This window comes from Sphingomonas citri (assembly GCF_019429485.1).
GTDB lineage: Bacteria > Pseudomonadota > Alphaproteobacteria > Sphingomonadales > Sphingomonadaceae > Sphingomonas > Sphingomonas citri.
Genome location: NZ_JAHXZN010000002.1, coordinates 383368 through 402283 on the forward strand (window position 1 = coordinate 383368; position 18916 = coordinate 402283).

General features: G+C 70.2%; 18 protein-coding genes. 7 read left to right on the forward strand and 11 right to left on the reverse strand.

The features are described 5' to 3' along the window. Positions 1-94: 94 nt before the first annotated feature. Positions 95-1777 carry an amidohydrolase gene (locus KZ820_RS09850; protein ID WP_219748440.1) on the reverse strand — a complete coding sequence of 561 codons (1683 nt, stop codon included), beginning with the start codon at positions 1775-1777 and terminating at the stop codon, positions 95-97. Between the two features lie 42 nt (positions 1778-1819). Here KZ820_RS09850 and KZ820_RS09855 point away from each other — a divergent pair, with 42 nt between their 5' ends. Then, positions 1820-2527 (forward strand): DUF4163 domain-containing protein, encoded by a 708-nt coding sequence (locus KZ820_RS09855; RefSeq protein ID WP_219748441.1) that lies wholly within the window; start codon positions 1820-1822, stop codon positions 2525-2527. A 120-nt stretch (positions 2528-2647) separates the two neighbouring features. Here the strand turns inward: KZ820_RS09855 and KZ820_RS09860 are convergent, their stop codons facing one another. After that, entirely contained in the window at positions 2648-2977 is a 330-nt protein-coding gene (locus KZ820_RS09860) for a hypothetical protein (RefSeq protein WP_219748442.1), read from the reverse strand. Positions 2978-3042: 65 nt separating this feature from the next. Here KZ820_RS09860 and KZ820_RS09865 point away from each other — a divergent pair, with 65 nt between their 5' ends. Then, entirely contained in the window at positions 3043-4284 is a 1242-nt protein-coding gene (locus tag KZ820_RS09865; protein WP_219748443.1) for a threonine ammonia-lyase, read from the forward strand. 119 nt (positions 4285-4403) lie between these two features. After that, the gene (locus tag KZ820_RS09870) at positions 4404-5162 is read left to right on the forward strand and encodes an arginyltransferase (protein ID WP_219748444.1); all 759 of its coding nucleotides are present in this window, start codon (positions 4404-4406) and stop codon (positions 5160-5162) included. Positions 5163-5498: 336 nt separating this feature from the next. On the opposite strand, the gene KZ820_RS09875 is transcribed toward KZ820_RS09870, so the two are convergent. Genes KZ820_RS09875 through coxB form a run of 5 tightly spaced genes read right to left on the reverse strand, consistent with a single transcriptional unit; the run spans position 5499 to position 10966 of the window. Next, positions 5499-6554 (reverse strand): c-type cytochrome, encoded by a 1056-nt coding sequence (locus KZ820_RS09875; protein ID WP_219748445.1) that lies wholly within the window; start codon positions 6552-6554, stop codon positions 5499-5501. Beyond that, positions 6551-7129, reverse strand: a complete 579-nt coding sequence (locus KZ820_RS09880; protein ID WP_219748446.1) for a cytochrome c oxidase assembly protein — start codon at positions 7127-7129, stop codon at positions 6551-6553. The genes KZ820_RS09875 and KZ820_RS09880 overlap by 4 nt, the downstream gene beginning before the upstream one ends. After that, the gene (locus KZ820_RS09885) at positions 7126-7527 is read right to left on the reverse strand and encodes a hypothetical protein (RefSeq protein ID WP_183924624.1); all 402 of its coding nucleotides are present in this window, start codon (positions 7525-7527) and stop codon (positions 7126-7128) included. The genes KZ820_RS09880 and KZ820_RS09885 overlap by 4 nt, the downstream gene beginning before the upstream one ends. Continuing rightward, a complete protein-coding gene (gene ctaD, locus KZ820_RS09890) occupies positions 7524-10049 on the reverse strand; it encodes a cytochrome c oxidase subunit I (protein ID WP_219748447.1) in 2526 nt (841 codons plus the stop codon). The genes KZ820_RS09885 and ctaD overlap by 4 nt, the downstream gene beginning before the upstream one ends. After that, entirely contained in the window at positions 10046-10966 is a 921-nt protein-coding gene (coxB, locus tag KZ820_RS09895; protein ID WP_308462193.1) for a cytochrome c oxidase subunit II, read from the reverse strand. Before coxB ends, ctaD begins: the two co-directional genes overlap by 4 nt. Before the next feature lie 331 nt (positions 10967-11297). Here coxB and KZ820_RS09900 point away from each other — a divergent pair, with 331 nt between their 5' ends. From KZ820_RS09900 to KZ820_RS21875, 4 genes are all read left to right on the forward strand, one after another. Continuing rightward, the gene (locus KZ820_RS09900) at positions 11298-12869 is read left to right on the forward strand and encodes an alpha-amylase family glycosyl hydrolase (RefSeq protein ID WP_219748579.1); all 1572 of its coding nucleotides are present in this window, start codon (positions 11298-11300) and stop codon (positions 12867-12869) included. Between the two features lie 171 nt (positions 12870-13040). Continuing rightward, positions 13041-14048 carry a glycosyltransferase family 4 protein gene (locus tag KZ820_RS09905; RefSeq protein WP_219748449.1) on the forward strand — a complete coding sequence of 336 codons (1008 nt, stop codon included), beginning with the start codon at positions 13041-13043 and terminating at the stop codon, positions 14046-14048. A 79-nt stretch (positions 14049-14127) separates the two neighbouring features. Then, on the forward strand, positions 14128-14871 hold the full coding sequence (locus KZ820_RS09910) for a MauE/DoxX family redox-associated membrane protein (protein ID WP_219748450.1): 744 nt from the start codon (positions 14128-14130) through the stop codon (positions 14869-14871). 213 nt (positions 14872-15084) lie between these two features. Further along, positions 15085-15945 carry a DUF4394 domain-containing protein gene (locus KZ820_RS21875; protein ID WP_258048012.1) on the forward strand — a complete coding sequence of 287 codons (861 nt, stop codon included), beginning with the start codon at positions 15085-15087 and terminating at the stop codon, positions 15943-15945. A 37-nt stretch (positions 15946-15982) separates the two neighbouring features. Here KZ820_RS21875 and KZ820_RS09920 read toward each other — a convergent pair whose 3' ends face one another. Genes KZ820_RS09920 through KZ820_RS09935 form a run of 4 tightly spaced genes read right to left on the reverse strand, consistent with a single transcriptional unit; the run spans position 15983 to position 18856 of the window. Beyond that, positions 15983-16435 carry a hypothetical protein gene (locus KZ820_RS09920; protein WP_219748451.1) on the reverse strand — a complete coding sequence of 151 codons (453 nt, stop codon included), beginning with the start codon at positions 16433-16435 and terminating at the stop codon, positions 15983-15985. Between the two features lie 11 nt (positions 16436-16446). Next, complete coding sequence (locus KZ820_RS09925; protein WP_219748452.1) at positions 16447-16980, reverse strand: demethoxyubiquinone hydroxylase family protein; 534 nt, start codon at positions 16978-16980, stop codon at positions 16447-16449. Next, positions 16977-17495, reverse strand: coding sequence for a disulfide bond formation protein B (locus KZ820_RS09930; protein WP_219748453.1), 519 nt, complete (start codon positions 17493-17495; stop codon positions 16977-16979). Before KZ820_RS09930 ends, KZ820_RS09925 begins: the two co-directional genes overlap by 4 nt. Further along, positions 17495-18856 carry a S41 family peptidase gene (locus tag KZ820_RS09935; RefSeq protein WP_219748454.1) on the reverse strand — a complete coding sequence of 454 codons (1362 nt, stop codon included), beginning with the start codon at positions 18854-18856 and terminating at the stop codon, positions 17495-17497. The genes KZ820_RS09930 and KZ820_RS09935 overlap by 1 nt, the downstream gene beginning before the upstream one ends. Positions 18857-18916: the final 60 nt, after the last annotated feature.

The window sequence follows — 18916 nt, forward strand, 5'->3', positions numbered from 1 at the left end:
CGCAGGTCTCTGGTCTAACGACTGGCGACACCCCTCCGTCGTGCTTAGCGCGCCACCTCCCTTGCAGGGGAGGCTCAAAAGCCAGCCTTCCTACCTACTTTCCCGCCTCCCACGCGCGCTGGCCGCCGATCCATGTCTCCAGCACCTTGGTCTGGCGCAGCTCCGACGCGCCCGCGAGCATCGGGTCGCGGTCGAGGATCAGGAAGTCGGCGCGCTGGCCGGGTGCCAGCACCCCAAAGCGATCCTCCGCGAAACCGGCGTAGCTCGCGCCGCCGGTATAGGCCCACCACGCCTGCTCGCGGGTCACAGCCTGCTCGGGGTGCCAGCCGCCGATGGGCTCGCCGTTCGCATCGGTGCGCGTGAACGCCGCCGCCCAGCCGGCCCAGGGATCGGGCCGCTCGACCGGCACGTCCGAGCCGAACGCCAGCTTGGCACCGCTGTCGAGCAAGGACTTCCACGCATAGGCGCCCGCCAGCCGCGCCGGGCCGAGCCGCGCCTCCGCCATCAGCCGGTCGCTGGTCTGATGCGTCGGCTGCATCGAGGCGATGATGCCGTAGCGCCCGAACGACTTGAAGTCGGCGGGATCGACCACCTGCGCGTGCTCGATCCGCCAGCGCCGGTCGCCAGTGTAGGTCTGCGACAGCTCGGCGATCGAGTCGATCACCTGCGTATCGGCGCGGTCGCCGATGGCGTGCACCGCCACCTGGTAGCGGTCCATCGCGGCGCGGCTCATGATGTTCTGCAGCTGGTCGTCGCTGAGGAAGCCGAGCCCGCGCTGCCCCGGCGCGTCGGCGTAATCGGCCTTGAGCCACGCCCCGCGCGAGCCGAGCGCGCCGTCGGCGTAGAGCTTGACCCCCTCCAGCCGCAGCCGGTCGTCGTACAGCCACGGGGTCGGCCCGGTGCCGCCGATCGTCACCGCGGTGTCGATGCCGAGCGCGTAGGACATGATCCGCACGCGCAGCGCGCCGGTGTCGCCCATGCGGCGATAGGTCATCCAGTCGTCGAGGCTCGTCCCCATGTCCGCGATCGCGGTGACACCGTAGCCGAGCAGGATCTGCTGCGCCTTGAGGAAGGCGGCGGTGCGGTCCTTCGGGCTGACCTTCGGGATCACCTTCTCCATCAGGTCGGTGGCGCGATCGACGAGGGTGCCGAGCGGCTTCTCGAGCCGCCCGCCCGCCGGGTTGGGCGTCGCGGCCGTGACGCCGGCGGCCTTGAGCGCGGCCGAGTTGGCCCATATCGCGTGGCCGTCGGCGCGCGTCATCACCACCGGCCGGTCGGCCACCGCGGCGTCGAGGTCGGCAGCGGTGGGAAAGCGGCCGAGCCCCCACACCTCCTGGTTCCAGCCGCGGCCGACGATCCATGGCCGCTCCGGGTTCTCGCGCGCATAAGCGGCGATCTTGGCCTTGGCGTCGTCGAGCGTGCGCGTGTCGGAGAGATCGAGCGTCAGCGCGGCGATGCCGAGCTGGACGACATGGCCGTGCGCGTCGATCATGCCGGGGACGAGCACGCGCCCCTTCATATCGGCGCGCCAGTCGTAGCGTGGGCCGGGGTTCTTCTTGGTCGGCTTGGGCGGCTGCTCGTCGGGCGCGATCAGCCGGACCACCTTGCCCTGCGCGTCGATCACCATCGCCTTGAAGCGGACGACTCGCTGGTCGCGGTCGAGCGTGAGGCCGGTGACATTGTCGATCAGCGCGTCGGCCGCGGCCCCGCTCGCCGAGACGAGCAGGCAGGTCGCGACGGCGGTGCCGAGCAGGCGCGGGAGCAAGCGGCGGTTCATGCGCTCGCCATATGATCGCGCGCGGTCTTTGGCGAGGGTGCGATGCATCGGGTGTGGAGTGGGTTGGCGATCGGCGCGGTGCTGCTGGCCGCCCCCGCGCGGACGGAGAAGGCCGCCGATTACACGTTCGTTTATGTCGCGCCATCCGCGGCGACGCGCCTGTCCAGCCTGCGCCAGTGGCTCGAGCAGGACCGCGCTCGCTTCCGGCGGACGGCGGCGACAGAAGCGGCCGCGGATCGCGTCGAGGCGGCAAAGGACGGGCATCCGTTTCACCAGCACGAGGCAACGCGGGCGTGGAAGGTGGTGACCGAGACGCCGCTGCTGCTCAGCCTCTCCGCCGAGACCTATCGCTACACCGGCGGCGCGCACGGCGGCACCGCGATCGACTCGCTGGTGTGGGAGAAGGTGCGGTCGCGGCGGCTGGACCCGCGCGCGCTGTTCGTGTCGGCGGACGCGCTCCAACGCGCGCTCGGCGCGCGCTGGTGCGCTTGGCTGCCGCGCGAGCGCGCGCGTCGGCTCCAGGTGGACGAGGTCGACGATCCCGTTTTCCCCTGCCCCAAGATCGCCGAGCTGACGCTGCTGCTCGGCTCGACCGACCGGCGCGCGATCGACCGGGTCGGGCTGATCGCCGGGCAATATGTCGCCGGCGCCTATGTGGAGGGCATGTACGAGATGACCGTGCCGGTCACGCCCGAGCTGCTCGCCGCAGTGCGGCCCGAGTGGCGCAGGGCGTTTCGCGTCGGGCAATGACCGTGCCGCCTGACCGTGCTCCGGCGGACGCGCAGCCCAGGGCCGCGGGCGCGACGCCGGTGACGCTGGATTCCTGCCTCCGCAGGAACACGAGAGAGGGTATCTTAGTGGCCCGCGGCCTCACCCGCCCTTCCGGCAATCCTCCGCCGTCACCGTGTAGCTCGTCTGCTCGCCCGGCCTGACGTCGCCGCGCAGCACCTCGCGACCGCTGCGGCACAGCAGCCGCACCATGCCGTCGAACGCCGGGCGCGTCGCCCAATAGCCGCGCGCGAACGCGTGCAGCGGCCGACGTCTCGCGCCGAGCCCGTCCTCCAGCACCGCCCCCGCGATCAGCGCGCGCGGGTCGTACACCACCACGAAGCCGCGGGTGGCCAAGTCGATCGCGCTCACCGCCACGCCCGCGACGATCACCAGCAGCGCGATGCGGAGCGAGAAGAAGTAGCGCTGCACCGGGGACCAATGCGCGTCGGCGCGGGGGTGTTCCTCTATCCTCGATCATGGGCTAGCACGGCGCGATGGCCAGCCTTCCCGTGTCCGATCCCGCCCTGCCCGTCTCGATCGACGACGTCCGCGTCGCCCATGCGCGCATCGCGCCCTCGATCGTGCGCACGCCGACGCTGATCAGCCGCACGCTCTCGGAGCTGACCGGCGCGACCGTCTATCTCAAGTTCGAGAACCTCCAGTTCACCGCGGCCTATAAGGAGCGCGGCGCGCTCAACACCTTGCTCCAGCTGTCCGACGAAGCGCGCGCCAAGGGCGTGATCGCGGCCTCGGCGGGCAATCACGCGCAAGGGTTGGCCTATCACGCCAACCGGCTCGGTGTGCCCGCGACGATCGTGATGCCGCGCAACACGCCGACGGTGAAGGTCACCCAGACGCAGGCGCACCGCGCCGACGTGATCCTGGAAGGCGATACCTTCGACGCCGCCTACGCGCACGCGCGACTGCTGGAATCGGAGCGTGGCTTCACCTTCGTTCACCCGTTCGACGATCCGCGCATCATCGCCGGCCAGGGTACGGTGGCGGTCGAGATGCTAGAGGATCACCCCGACATCGACACGTTGGTGGTGCCGATCGGCGGCGGCGGGCTGATCTCGGGCATGGCGACGGTGGCGCGCGCCGCGGCGCGCCCGATCGAGGTGGTCGGCGTCCAGGCCGAGCTCTACCCCTCGATGTACAACCGCATCAACGCGACGCAGCTCGCCTGCGCCGGCGACACGCTGGCGGAGGGCATCGCGGTCAAGGAGCCGGGCGGCATCACCGCGCAGATGGTGGCGCGGCTGGTCGACGAGATCGTGCTCGTCTCGGAGCGCAGCCTGGAGGAGTCGGTGAGCCTGCTGCTCCAGATCGAGAAGACCGTGGTGGAGGGCGCGGGCGCGGCCGGGCTCGCCGCCTTGCTGGCGCATCCCGATCGCTTCCGCGGACGCACCGTGGGCGCGGTGCTGTGCGGCGGCAATATCGACACGCGGCTGCTCGCCAACGTGCTGCTGCGCGACCTCGCTCGCTCGGGGCGGCTGGCGCGGCTGCGGCTCCAGCTGCAGGATCAGCCCGGCGCGCTGTACGGCGTGATGCGCGTGTTCGATCGCGAGCGGGTCAATATCATCGAGATCTACCACCAGCGCGTGTTCACGACGCTGCCCGCCAAGGGCCTGATCACCGATATCGAGTGCGAGGCGCGCGACCGCGCGCATCTCGACCGGCTGATCGTCGCGCTGCGCGAGGCCGGCTACGAGGTGCGCCCCGTCGACCTCGCCTGATCCGACATGAGCAAGGCAATGGCGCCGAAATCTTGGTGAATCCACTTTTCACCATCGGCGCGACCCTACATATGGGAGATCACGCACCGGGGGCGGAGTCGAAGAGGAGGCTGAAGGCGGTGACCGCGCCATTTCGATTCCCGCGCTTCTTCGTCACCAGCCCGCAGCCGTGCCCGTACCTGCCCGGCCGGCAGGAGCGGAAGGTCTTCACCGAACTGAGCGGCCCCAACGCGGGCGAGCTCAACGATGCGCTCGGCCGCATCGGCTTCCGCCGCAGCCAGTCGGTCGCCTATCGGCCGAGTTGCGCGGGTTGCGCCGCCTGCGTGTCGGTGCGCGTGCTCACGCACCAGTTCGAACCCAACGCGAGCCAGCGCAAGCTGATGCGCCGCCACGCCGATCTCGAGGTCAGCGCGTGCCGCCCTTGGGCGACCGACGAGCAATATCAACTGCTGCGCCAGTATCTCGCGGCGCGTCATCCCGGCGGCGGGATGATCGGCATGGACGAGATGGACTATGCCGACATGGTCGAGCAGTCGCCGGTCAACTCGGTGGTGGTGGAATATCGCGAGCCCGCGGACGGCGACCGCCCCGGGCGGCTGGTCGGCGCCTGCCTCACCGATCGCCAGACCGACGGGCTGTCGATGGTCTACAGCTTCTTCGCCACCGAGCAGGACGCGCGGCCTGGGCTGGGCAACCTGATCATCCTCGATCACATCGCGCGCGCGCGCGAGGCCGGGCTGCCCTATGTGTACCTGGGCTATTGGGTGAAGGGCTCGGCGCGGATGGCGTACAAGACACGTTATCGCCCGCTCGAAATGCTCGGCCCGCGCGGCTGGACGCTGATGCCGGAGGAAGAGAGCGCCGCGATCCGGGTGTGAGGGGTGGCGGAGCGGTGTGCTAGCGCGACGCAGGCAGCTCCTTCCCGCCCGCTGGCGTCATCCTCAAGCCGTTTCAGCATCTACCACACGCCCTCCCCTTGGAGTCATCCTGAACTCGTTTCAGGATCCACGGCGCGGCAAGCGCCTCCAGCCGGAGAGTGCGCGGGGCGGTGGATCCTGAAACGAGTTCAGGATGACGGCGGCGGAGGAGGAAGGGGCGGTGAGCGCCGCACCGCCGTGCTCCTGCGCACGCAGGAGCCCAGGGCCACTACGCGCGCCACCCGCTACCCTGGGTTCCTGCCTCCGCAGGAAAACGGCGTCGGCAAAGCGCCCGCCTCACTCCCCCGCTAGATAGCGCGCGAGCGGCTCGATCATTTCCTCGGGGATACGACGCGCGATCACCGGCATTACCTGCTGCGGCTGGCGCGCGTCGACGATCTTCTCGTCGCCGCGCCAGTGACGCAGCCGTTCGGCGAGATATACCGCGCGCTGGCCCGCGAGCACCGGCTGCGGCTTGCCCGGCGCGTGGCAGCTCGCGCAGGCCGGCAGCTGGCGCTCGGGCAACCCTCGCTCGACGATCAGTCGCGCGCGCGCGTCGCGCCCCGGTGCCGCGCCCAGCCCCGGCATTGCCGCGAAATGCGCCGCCAGCGCGCGGCGCTGCGCGGGCGTGAGCACCGCGGCGACATTCCCCATCACCGCGCTCTGCCGCCGCCCGTCGGCGTAGGCCGCCAGCGCTGCCTCGAGATAGCCGGCACGCTGCCCGCCGAGCACGGGAATGTCGGGCTGGCCGCGCCCGCGCCCGTCCGCGCCGTGGCAGGCGACGCAGCCCGCCAGCGTCGCGCCGGCGAGCGCGCGCGCGTCGGTCGTCCCGGCGCCGGTCGCGCCACCGCTGAGCAGGCGGTACTCCGCCGCCGACATTACCGGCAGCCGCCGCACGAAGGCGACCATGCGGCGGATCTCGTCGTCGCGCCCCTTCCCGCCCCAGGCGGGCATGCCGCTGTATTTCACGCCGTGACGCAGGATGTAGAACAGCTGTTTGTCGGTCCACTGTTTGGCGTTGACCGACAGATCGGGCGCGGGTGGCATCGCCTGCTGCATCACCGGCGACGGGCGCTGGCCGGGTGCGCCGTGGCAGGTCGCGCAGGCCGCGGCGAAATGGCCCGCCGCGCTCACCATCGCGCCGTCGTGCGCGATCGGGTCCGCAGGCGAGTCGAAGAAGCTGTGCGTCTTTACCGAGTTGCGCATGGTCCAGTGGAGGAACCACTCGGTCACCGCCCAGTGGCCCGACGAGGCCGCGATGTTGAAGATGCCCGACCAGGCGAACAGCAGCCCCGCCGCCGCCAGCGTCGCCAGCGCGGCGACCAGCCGCTTCCAGGTCACCCGGATCGTCATGCCGCGCGCGGCTCCCGCAAGAGGGTGGCGAGCAGCCACAGCCCACCGAGGCAGTAGCTCGCGCCGCCCACCACCAGCATCACCACGCCGCCGAGCTGCTGGTCGGCGAGCGCGTCGAGTCTCGGCGCTGGATGCATCGCCATCATCGCGTAGAGCGGACGCGGCGCCAGCCCGATCAGCGCGCCCAGCAGGGTCATGTGCATCGAGGTGAGCAGCAGCGCCGCCGCCCCCGCGGCGGGCTGCACCAGCGCGGCGCGCCACAGCGCGACGCCCGCGGCGAGGAACAGCGCCTGCTCGGCCAGCGCGACCGCGACGTGCGCGTCGGCGAGCGCGCGCAGCGCGGGGAAGTGCCACGCCCAGACGATCGCGAACTCCACCATCGCCCAGAGCAGCGGTGCGCCCGCGCCAGTCGGACGCCGCGGCAGCGCGGCGGCGAGCGCCGGCGCGGCGACCGCCACCGCGCCCATATGCGCCGCCATATGCCCGGTCATGCCCAGCCCGGCGAAGGCGAGCGCGGTGGCGCCGAGCGCGAGCGCGAGCGCGAGACCCAGGGCGGAACCGGGCGCGGCTCTCATCGGCAGTCCGTCAGCAGCAGCGCGGGCGCGGCGGTGAACAGCACCGCGACGAAGCTCAGCCCGGCGAGCAGCAAGGTCGCTGTGGCGAGGAAGCGCAGCCGGTCGATGTCGGTGCCCTCGTCGTGCGGCGGGTCGTCACCCGGCGTGCGCGACTGTACCCAGGCGATCCAGCCCGAGGCGAGGATGATCGCCAGCGCCGCCCCCGTGCCGACCACGAAGGCGACCGGGAAGCGCGGGAAGGCACCGAGCTTGGCGCAGCTCACCGCCACCCAGAGGTAGCAGAACAGGAAATGCACCGCCCAGACGGTCGGCGGCACGATCAGCGTCCACAGGGTGACGCGCAGCCCGCGCACCCGCTCGCCCAGGCTCTGCCGGCCGCGGGGGGCGTCCTCCTTCATGCCGCCCCCGGGAACAGGCCGATCGTGGCGTAGGTCACCACCGCGGTCAGCGCCATGAAATGCTGGTAGACGGTGATGTTGCGCAGGTCGGCGTCATGGCGCGGCGTCATCCGCCCGGCGAGACTCCGCGCCAGCGTGTAGAGCTGCATGATCGCGCCGACCCCGCAATGCGCCGTCGTCCAGATCGCCAACGTCCACACGATCGCTGGATAGACATGGAGCTCGGGCTTCAGGCCACTCAGCCACGGCCCCGCCAGCCCCGCGCCGATCGCGCCGAGCGACAACAGCGCCGCCGTCGCCAGCGCCGCGCGCGCGGCGCCCACCGCCGCGCGCCGGTTGAGCTCGCGCGCGGCGACGGTCAGCGCCCAGCTCGCCAGCATCACCGCCATCGCCAGCATCGGCCAGAAGCTGCCCGGACCGTCCATGCCGGGGCCGCCCGGCGGGAAGTCCTCGTGCCGCGTCCAGAAGAAGTAATAGCCGAACACCAGTCCCGAGAAAGCGGTGGCGTCGGCCATCATCGTGATGAACATCGCCCACCAGCCGCTCGCCGACGCGCCCGAGATGTACAGCGGCAGGTCGATGCCGTGCCCGATCGGCTTGCAGTCCTTCTCCGGGATCTCGGCGGTGCCGGTCCACAGCCAGTAGAGCACCATCGCCAGCGTCACCACCGCCCCGACCAGCGCCGCCCAATAGAGATGATAGGTCGTCAGGATGAAGACACTGCCCAGCGCGATCGCGGTGAGCATCGGCACCACGCTGGGCCCGCCGAGCCGCAGCACCTGCACCGGCCGCGCGTCGAGCACGCTGGTGACGATCGTCTCGCGCCGCCCTTCTTGCGCGTCGGGCAGGAAGAAGCGGCCCTCGTCCACCTTGGCGACGAAGTTCTTCTGGTCCCAGATCGGGTAGCGGCTTTCGATCAGCGGGATCGAGCGGATTCCCCAATCCTCGTCGTCGGGATGGGCGAGCCACTCGAGTGTCCCCGCCTGCCACGGGTTGCGCAGCGACTTGGAGCGTCGCGGGCTCAGCGCGAGGTCGATGCACACCAGCAGCACGCCCGCCGCGAACACCCACGAGCCGATCGTCGAGGCGAGATTCAGGCCGCCGATGCCGAGCTCCTCCGGATAGGTGAAGACGCGCCGCGGCATGCCCATCAGCCCGGAGAAATGCATCGGGAAGAAGGTGAGGTTGGCGCCGCCGAACAGCAGCCAGAAGGCGGTGCGCCCGATCCGGTCGGACAGCTTCTTGCCCGTGATCAGCGGCCAATAATAATAGAGGCCGCCGAACAGCGGGATCAGCGTGCCGCCGATCAGCACGTAGTGGAGGTGCGCGACGATGAAATAGGTGTCGTGCGCCTGCCAGTCGAACGGCGCGATCGCCACCATCACGCCGGTCAGCCCGCCGATCACGAAGATCGCGATCGAGCCGGTGACGTAGAGCAGCGGCGTCGACCAGGTCACGCGCCCGGCCCAGAGCGTCGCGATGAAGGCGAAGATCTGGATGCCGGTCGGGATCGCCACCGCCTCCGACGCGGCGGAGAAGAACGCCAGGCTGATCTTGGGCAGCCCGGTGGTGAACATGTGATGCACCCACAGCCCGAAGCTGAGGAAGGCCGTCCCCACCGCCGCGAGCACGATCCACGGATAACCCAGCAGGTGGCGCCGCGCGAAGGTCGGCACGATCATCGCGAACAGCGCGATCGAGGGCAGGAAGACGATATAGACCTCGGGGTGGCCGAAGATCCAGAACAGGTGCTGCCACAGGATCGGGTCGCCGCCCTTGGCCGCGTCGAAGAAGGGCCAGCCGAGCAGCCGCTCCAGCTCGAACAGCACGTCCCCCGCGATCAGCGGCGGGAAGGCGAACAGGATCATCACCGCGACGACCAGGATGTACCAGGCGTAGAGCGGCATCAGGTTGAGACGCATGCCAGGCGGGCGGCATTTGAGCACGCCGGTGATCAGCTCTACCGCGGCGGCGACCGAGGACACTTCGATGAAGCTCAGCCCCAGCATCCAGATGTCGGCGCCGAGCCCGCTGAGGTCGGTGCGCGTGGTGAAGGGCGGGTACATGAACCAGCCGCCGTCGGGCGCGGCGTCGAAGAAGATCGAGCCCGAGACGAACACGCCGCCGATCAGGAAGCTCCAATAGCCGAACGCGCTGAGCCGCGGGAACGGCAGGTCGCGCGCGCCGAGCAGCTGCGGCAGCAGGATGATCGAGACCGCCTCGAACATCGGCACCGCGAAGAGGAACATCATCATCGAGCCGTGCAGCGTGAACAGCTGGTTGAAGGTCGACGGCGTGACCAGCTCGTTGCCCGGCTGCGCCAGCTGCACGCGCATGATCAGCGCGAGCACGCCGGCGAACAGCATGAAGCCGAAGGCGGTCAGCGTGTACCACACGCCGACCTGATTGTTGTTGGTGTCGGTCCAGCGCAGGAACAGCCCCTTGGGCGGCGCCCAGACGGCGCGCAGCCGCTCCTCCTGCGCCGCGCGCAACGCGGGATCGTCCTGCGCGTGGAGGCTCATCGATTCGTCTCCAGCCAGCGCGCGATCGCGGTGGCGTCCGGCGCGGACATCTGCGGGTAAGCGGGCATGCGCGCGCCGGGCTTCACCGCGGGCGCGTCACGGATGAAGCGGACGAGGTTGGCGGTGGTGAGCGGCTGGATCCCCGCCGCCATCGTCGCGCGCGCGCCGAGATGCGTGAGGTCGGGCCCGATCGCGCCCGCCGCGCCGGTGCCGCGCACCGCGTGGCAGCCGCCGCAGCCGTAGGCGTCGAACAGCCGCGCACCCGTCGAAGCGGCGGTGGTGACCGGACGGCGCTCGGCGGCGAGCCAGGCGTCGAAGGCGGCGGGTTCCATCGCCACCACGTCGAACGCCATCAGCGCGTGGCTCAGCCCGCAGAACTCAGCGCATTGCCCGCGGAAGCGGCCGGCGCGCGTCGCGTGGACGACGAGTGTGTTGGTGCGCCCCGGCACCATGTCCATCTTGCCGGCGAGCCCGGGCACCCAGAAGCTGTGGAGCACGTCCCCGCCCTCGAGCGCGAGCACGACGTCGCGCCCGACCGGCAGGCGCAGCTCGTTGGCCGAGGTCACCACCGCGGCGCCGGCGCGCCGATAGGCCATGCGCCACCAGAATTGCTCGCCGGTGACGGTGACGCGCAGGTCATCCCGCGCGGCGCGGATCGGGCGCATCGCGGGCAGCGTCGCGATCAAGAGCGCGAGCAGCACGACGCTCGGCACGATGCCGCCCGCCCACAGCACCAGCCGCATGCCTTGTCGGTGGCTCAGCGCCCCCTCGCGCGAGCGCGACGCGGTGACCATCAGCGCGGCGAGCGCCAGCGCGATCACGACCGCGCCGAGCACCATCCAGCCGGTCAGCCCGGCGAGCCAGGCGGCCTCCGTGCCGAACGTGGTGAATGCGGATTGGCGCCCCGAGCCGATGATCGTGTCCCCCTCGTTCGTGAAGGATCGTGACGGAGCTTTGTTCCTGGCCGCGCGGTGACGAAATGTTGCTGCGGTATCGATTGCGTCGCCTCCTCGTGCCCCGGCGCAGGCCGGGGCACGAGGAGGAAGACCGGCAGTAGCCCCCTCCACGACCGTCATCCTGAACTGGTTTCAGGATCTTCCGTGCCGCACATCCGGCCGCGGCGGCGCGTGCTGGCCGGTAAATCCGGAAGCGAGTTCAGGATGACGCGGAGACTGTACGCTTCCGCCTTGCCGCGGGCGCAACACTGTCCCGCGCAACATCTCGCCCGCCGGACGGTTATCCTCCGTGATGCGCCACTCCGACGATCCGCCGCCGCCCTGGTGGGAGAGCGGCACGGTCTATCAGATCTACCCGCGCTCGTTCCAGGACGGCGATGGCGACGGCGTCGGTGATCTCGCCGGGATCGAGCGCCGACTCGACCATGTTGCCGCGCTCGGTGTCGACGCCATCTGGTTGTCGCCGATTTTCCCCTCGCCGATGGCCGACTTTGGCTATGACGTCGCCGATTACTGCGGCATCGAGCCGATGTTCGGCGACCTCGCCGCCTTCGACCGATTGCTCGCCGCCGCGCACGCGCGCGGGCTCAGGCTGCTGCTCGACTTCGTCCCCAATCACTCGTCCGACCAGCACCCCTGGTTCCAGGCGAGCCGCTCGAGCCGCACCGACACGAAGCGCGACTGGTACATCTGGCGCGATCCCGCCCCAGACGGCGGCCCGCCCAACAACTGGATCAGTGATTTCGGCGGCTCCGCCTGGGAATTTGACGCGGCCACCGGGCAATATTACCTCCACGCCTTCCTCAGGCAGCAGCCCGACCTCAACTGGCGCAACCCGGCGCTCAAGGCGGCGATGCTCGACGTCATGCGCTTCTGGTTCGACCGCGGGGTCGACGGCTTCCGCATCGATGTGCTGTGGCACATCGTCAAGGCCGAGGGTCTGCCCGACAACCCGCCCAATCCCTATTGGCGCCCCGGCATCACCGAGCGCGACCGGCTGATCCAGCAGCATTCCACCGACCAGCCCGAGGCGCATGCCATCGCCGCCGAGATGCGCGCGCTGGCCGACAGCTACGGAGAGCGCGTGCTGATCGGCGAGATCTTCCTGCCCAACGATCGCCACGCGCGCTGGTACGGCACGCCCGAGCGGCCGCAGGTGCACCTGCCCTTCAACTTCCAGCTGATCGAGAATGCGTGGAATGCGGCGTCGCTACGGCGGGTGATCGGCGACTATGAGGCGTCGCTGCCGACTCACGGCTGGCCCAATTGGGTGATCGGCAGCCATGACGCGCCGCGCATCGCCGCGCGCGTCGGTGAGGCGCAGGCGCGCGCCGCGGCGATGCTGCTGCTGACGCTGCGCGGCACCCCGACGCTGTACCAGGGCGACGAGCTCGGCGTCGGTCAGGTCGAGATCCCGCCCGAGCGCGTGCGCGACCCGCAGGAGCTGCGCCAGCCCGGCATCGGCATCGGCCGCGACCGCTCGCGCACGCCGATGCCGTGGGACTCGAGTCCGTTCGCCGGCTTCTCCACGGTCGAGCCGTGGCTGCCGCTCAACCCCGACTGGCGCACGCGCAATGTCGCCGCGCAGGAGGCGGACCCGCGCTCGATGCTGACGCTCTACCGCCGCCTGCTCGCGCTCCGCCGCGCGCATCCGGCGCTGGCCGTCGGCAGTTTCGCGCTGCTCGACGCCGCGCCCGACGTGCTGGCGTACGAGCGGCGGCACGGCGACGCGGTGCTGCGGGTGGCGCTCAACCTGTCGGCCGAGCCGCGCCCGCTGCCCTTCGACGGCGCGGTGCTGCTGTCGACGCTCGTTGGCGGGGGTGACGGCGTGCTGCGCGCGGACGAGGGCGTGGTGATGCGGTGAGTGTTTCTCCCACCGGCCTCTCGCCCGCCGTCATCCTGAACTTGTCTCAGGATCCACCCTGCCACAGACGAACCCGCCGCGATGCCCGCGGTGACGTGGATCCTGAAACGAGTTCAGGATGACGGCAGGAGAAGGGGAAACGCCCACGCCCCGCATGACGAAGGACCACATATGAAGATCGCCATGCTCGCCCCGATCGCCTGGCGCACCCCGCCGCGCCATTATGGCCCGTGGGAGCTCGTCACGCACCTGCTCACCGAGGCGCTGGTCGCGCGCGGCGTGGACGTCACTTTGTTCGCCACGCTCGACAGCCTCACCGCGGGCACGCTCGACGGCGTCGTCCCCGCGCCCTATTCGGAAGACCCGAGCATCGACGCCAAGGTGTGGGAATATCGCCATCTCGCGCACGTGTTCGAACAGGCCGACCAGTTCGACCTGATCCACAACCAGGCCGATTTCCCCGCGCACGCCTTCGCGCGGCTGGTCGACACGCCGCTGGTGACGACGATCCACGGCTTCTCGTCGGATCGCATCCTGCCGATGTACCAGCCCTTCCAGGACCGCGTCCATTATGTCGCGATCAGCGACGCCGACCGCCACCCCGCGCTGCGCTATGCCGCGACGATCCACCACGGCATCCCGCTCGACGACTTCGCGTTCGATCCGCGCGGCAGCGACGACCTGCTCTTCTTCGGCCGCATCCACCCCGACAAGGGCGCCGAGGAAGCGATCGCCGCGGCGCGCGCGAGCGGGCGCCAGCTCCACCTGTACGGCATCGTGCAGGACCAGGGCTATCACGAGCGCGCCGTGTCGCCTGCGCTCGGTGGCGCCGGAGTGACGTGGCACGGCGCGGTCGGTGGCGCCGAGCGGGTCGCCGCGCTGGGGCGCGCGCGTGCGCTGCTGCACCTGATCAACTTCGACGAGCCGTTTGGCCTGTCGGTGGTGGAGGCGATGGCGTGCGGCACGCCGGTGATCGCCAACCGCCGCGGCGCGATGCCCGAGCTGATCGAGCACGGCGTCACCGGCTTCCTAGTCGAGAACGTCGACCAGGCGGTGGAGGCGATCGAGCATGTCGGCGAGCTCGACCGCGCCGCCTGCCGCCGCCGCGTCGAGGAACGGTTCAGCGTCGCGCGCATGGCCGACGACTATGCGGCTTTGTATCAGCGGATCATCGGCTAGCGGAAGTGAGTCGGGCGCTAGGCTCGCCTCAGCCCCTCGCGCGCTGGCGAGCAACGTTCGCGCCCCTTATCTCTCGGGCATGACCGCCTCGCTCGATCGCCGCGCCACGCTCTACCGCATGGTCATGCCCGGCCACACCTGCCCCTATGGCCTCAAGGCCAAGGACCTGCTCGAGCGCCGCGGCTACACGGTCGACGATCACCCGCTGCGCACGCGCGAGGAGACCGACGCCTTCAAGGCCGAGCATGGCGTCAAGACCACGCCGCAGACCTTCATCGCGGGCGAGCGCGTCGGCGGCTATGACGACCTGCGCCGCCACTTCGGCCAGCGCGTCGCGGCGGCGGGCGAGACCAGCTATCGTCCCGTGATCGCGGTCTTCGCGATGACCGCGCTGATGGCGCTCGCGGCGAGCCAGGCCGCCTTCGGCACGCCGCTGACGGTGCGCGCGGGCGAATGGTTCATCGCCTTCAGCATGTGCGTGCTCGCGCTGCTCAAGCTGCAGGATGTCGAGACCTTCTCAACCATGTTCCTCAACTACGACCTGCTGGCGCGACGCTGGGTCCGCTACGGCTATGTCTACCCTTATGCCGAGGGGCTGGCGGGCGTGCTGATGGCGGCGCACGCGGCCGACTGGCTGTCGGTGCCGATCGCGCTGGTGATCGGCGGCGTCGGCGCGGTCTCGGTGGTCAAAGCGGTGTATATCGACCGGCGCGAGCTGAAATGCGCGTGCGTCGGTGGCGCCACCCGCGTGCCGCTCGGCTTCGTCTCGCTCACCGAGAACGTCATGATGGTGTCCATGGCGCTGTGGATGGCGCTGCGATAGGCGCCTTTGTCGCGCGAAGGGAAGAGATACGCGAAGAACGCCAAATAGATGCAGCGTCGCGTCAGACATAAAATGTAATCCTGGTTAAGGACGCTTGTCACGCCACAGTCGTTGACTCGACGTTAACCAGAAGCTGTCTGGGCGCGGGCGAGCGCGATCCGGACCAAGCCGCGATCTCTGCTTCGTCCGACGACAACAGAGGGAGTTGCGGTCATGAACAAGGCGGTTCTTCTGGCCTGCGCGGCGTTGCTGGCCCCGGCCAGCGCGTCCGCGGCCACGATCTTCGGTGTAGACGAGAACAACAGGCTGGTGACGTTCAGCAGCGCCACGCCGGGCACGTTTACCTCCTCGGTCCGGATCACCGGTACCAGCAGCAGCATCGAGGCACTCGACTTTCGCCCGCTCAACGGCATGCTCTACGGCCTCGGCACCGATCGCGTGGTCTACACCATCAACACGATGACCGGCGTGGCCACCGCCGCCAGCGCCGCGCTGGGGATCGAGGGCAGCGTCTTCGGCTTCGACTTCAATCCGACGATCGATCGTGTGCGCATCGTCAGCAACACCAACAACAATTACGTCTACAATCCCAACGACGGCTCGCTCACCGGTGCGCCGACCACCAGCCCGCTCGGCTATGCCGCGGGCGACCCGAACGCCGGGCGTGACCCGGGCGTGAGCGCGGCGGCCTATACCAGCTCGAGCTTCGGCGCGCCGGGTACCTCGACCCAGCTCTACGTGATCGACACCGACCTCGACGTGCTGGCCAAGCAGAACAACAACGGTGGCGTGCTGACGACGGTGGGTGGCCTCGGCCGCGAGCTGGGCTCGCGCACCAGCTTCGACATCGCGGGAAGCGAGGCGTTCGCGTACAACGGCCGCTCGCTCTACAGCGTCAACCTGCAATCGGGAGCGCTGTCGACGCTCGGCACCACGTCGCGCCAGCTGTTCGGCATCGCGGTCGCGCCCGTGCCCGAGCCGGCGACCTGGGCGATGATGATTCTGGGCTTCGGCGCGGTGGGCTACTCGCTGCGCCGTCGTACCGCGCGCGTGCGCGTCACGCAGCTGGTGTGATCGGGATCGAGGGGCGCTACCGCGCTCCTCGACACCCTCAGGGCTGGTCCTCGGCGGCCTTGGCGGCGGCTTTGCGCTCGCGCTTCCATCGCGTCGCGTTCTGCACCACGCATCCCGTGGCGCTCGCCGCGCCGACGGTGGAGCAGCTGCCGACGCCGACCGCGCCGACGCCCGAGTTGGCCGCCTCCTTCGCCGCCCACGCCTGGTTCTCGGGCGTCACCTCGAAGTTGCGCAGCTCCTTCGGGATGCGGAACTGCTCCTCGGCGGGGCGGCGGGTGCAGACCACCACCTCGGCGCCGTCGGCGTTGGTGGGGCAGCGCTCGTTGCCGTAGAGCACCAGCACGCCGTTGACCGGCGCGTTGCGCGACACGCCCTCCGCCGCGGTGGTGCGCGGCGCGCGGACCGCGTTGGGCGACGGCGGCCCGCTCTGTGCCAGCGCACCCGCCGGTGCGGTCAGCAGCAGCGCCGCGGCGAAGACCCGTCCTACCATCACCTTCCCTCTCAGATCCTCTTGGCGGTCGCGATCGCCACCCGGCAGCCGAGCCGGATCGCCGCCGACATCAGCGGATAGGCCGGCGCGTTCTCCGCCCCGTGCGCCAGCGCGGTGTCGCGATGCTCCAGCTCCTCGGCCTGGAACTCGCGGATCGCCTCGGACAGCTCGGGGTCGCTGTCGCCCAGCGCGACGAGCTGCTCCTCATAATGTTTGTCGATCTCGGTCTCGACCGCGGCGGTGCAGGCCATCGCCGCCTCCGGACCGATCGCCGCCGTCACCGCGCCCAGCGCGAAGCCCGCGACGTCCCAGAACGGCTGGAGCAGCGTCGGCCGCACGCCGCGCTCGACGATCATGCGATCGAAGAAGGCGCGGTGCTTCTCCTCCTGCAAGGCCATCGCCGAGATCTTGCGCGCCATCGGCGAGCGCTGGCCCATGATGGCGAGCTGGCCCGCGTAGATGCGGATCGCGCCGAACTCGCCCGCCTGGTCGACGCGGATCATCGAGTCGGTCGCGGCGGGCTTGTCGCCGGGTTTCCAGGTCATGCGCGCCTCCACAGCTGCGATACGATCAGCGCGGCGCCGGCGAAGGAGAGCAGAGCGTTCCAACCCGCCAGCGACACGCCGAGCAGCGACCATTGCGCCGCGTCACAGCGAACGATCGGCGCGGCGAGCAGGTCCTTGAGCGCCTGGTCGGTAGAGAGGCCGACGGTGCTGGTCGTCTGGGTGCAGGCGGTCACGCCCTGCCACCAGTGATATTCCACCCCGGCGTGGAACACGCCGATCGCGCCCGAGACGACGATCAGCGCCGCCGCCCCCGCCACCAGCGTCGCCTGCACGCGCGGCGCACGGATCACGAAGGCCAGTGCCGCCATCGCCACGGCGCCGTAATGCGGCCAGCGCTGCCAGTGGCACATCTCGCACGGGTACAGGCCGCCGATCAGCTGGAACGCCCAGGCGCCCGCGAGCAGCGCCGCGGGCACGAGCAGCGCGAGCAGCCGGGCGTTGCGGAGCCCCTGCCCCGTGCGCGCGCCGAACGGCCGGTCGAGCGCCGCGCCCATTATTTCTTGCCCGACGCCGGCGGATTGCTCGCCATGGACTGGGTCACCGCGGCGACCTGCTGCGGCCCGCCGAGCCGCGCGATCGTCTTGAGCGCGTACCAGAGCTGGAAGTCCTCGACGCCCTGCTTCTTGAGCGACTCAGGCGTCGCGGTGAAGCGCGGGTCGTCCTTGGTGTCCTCCTCCAGCACCGCATTGTCGGGCGACTTGATCTCGTTGATCAGGTGGCGGCGCAGGTCGGCCTCGCGGAACACCGGGCGCGACTTGTAATCGGGGTCGGAGAGCTGGGGCACGCGGATGTCGGGCTCGATCCCGCCCTCCTGCACGCTCCGCCCGGACGGCGTGAAATAGCGTGCGGTGGTGAGCCGCAGCGCGGTGCGCGGACCGAGCTGGAGCAGCGTCTGCACCGAGCCCTTGCCGAAGCTGCGCTCGCCCATCACCAGCGCGCGGTGATGGTCCTGCAGCGCGCCGGCGACGATCTCGCTGGCCGAGGCGGTACCCGAGTCGGTCAGCACGATGATCGGCAGGCCATGCGCGACGTCGCCCGGCTTGGCGAAATAGCGCTCGATATCGTCCTTCTCGCGGCCGCGCTGGCTGACGATCTCGCCGCGCTCGAGGAAGGCGTCCGAGACCTCGATCGCCTGAGTCAGCAGCCCGCCGCCGTTCTCGCGCAGGTCGACGACATAGCCGAGCGGCTTGTGGCCGAGCGACTTGTCGATCGCCATCACCGCGGCACGCGTGTCGGCGCCGGTCGCCTCGGAGAAGGTGTTGATGTTGATGTAGCCGACATCGCCCTTCACTTCCCATTTGACGGGGCGCTGCACGATCACCTCGCGCACGAGGGTGACGTCGATCGGCTTGTCGCGGCCGGGACGCACGAGCGTGAGCGAGATCTTGGTGCCGGGCTTGCCGCGCATCTGCGCGGTCGCCTCGTCGAGCGTGCCGCCGTAGATCAGCTTGCCGTCGATATGCGTGATGAAGTCGCCCGACTTGATCCCGGCGCGCCCCGCGGGCGTGTCCTCCTGCGGCGAGACGACCTTCACCGCGCCGTCCTCCATCGAGACGGTGAGGCCGAGGCCACCGTAATTGCCCTCGGTCTGGATGCGCAGATTGTCGAAGTCCGAGGCGTCGACGTAGCTGGAATGCGGGTCGAGCGCGGCGAGCATGCCGTCGATCGCACCCTTGATCAGCTGCTCGTCGGTGACCTTGTCGACATAGTCGGCCTTCACGCGATTGTAGACGTCGAGGAACTTGTCCATCTCGCGATAGGCGCTGGTATCGGCGGCGGCCATCGCGCCGGTGGCGACCGGCACCATCGCGATCGTGGTGACCAGCGCGGCGGCCTGGAGCAGCTTGGACTTCATGCGAATGGTCGAGACCCCGGTGAGAGCGATCCCGCGACGTAGCGGAATTGCACGAGCGAT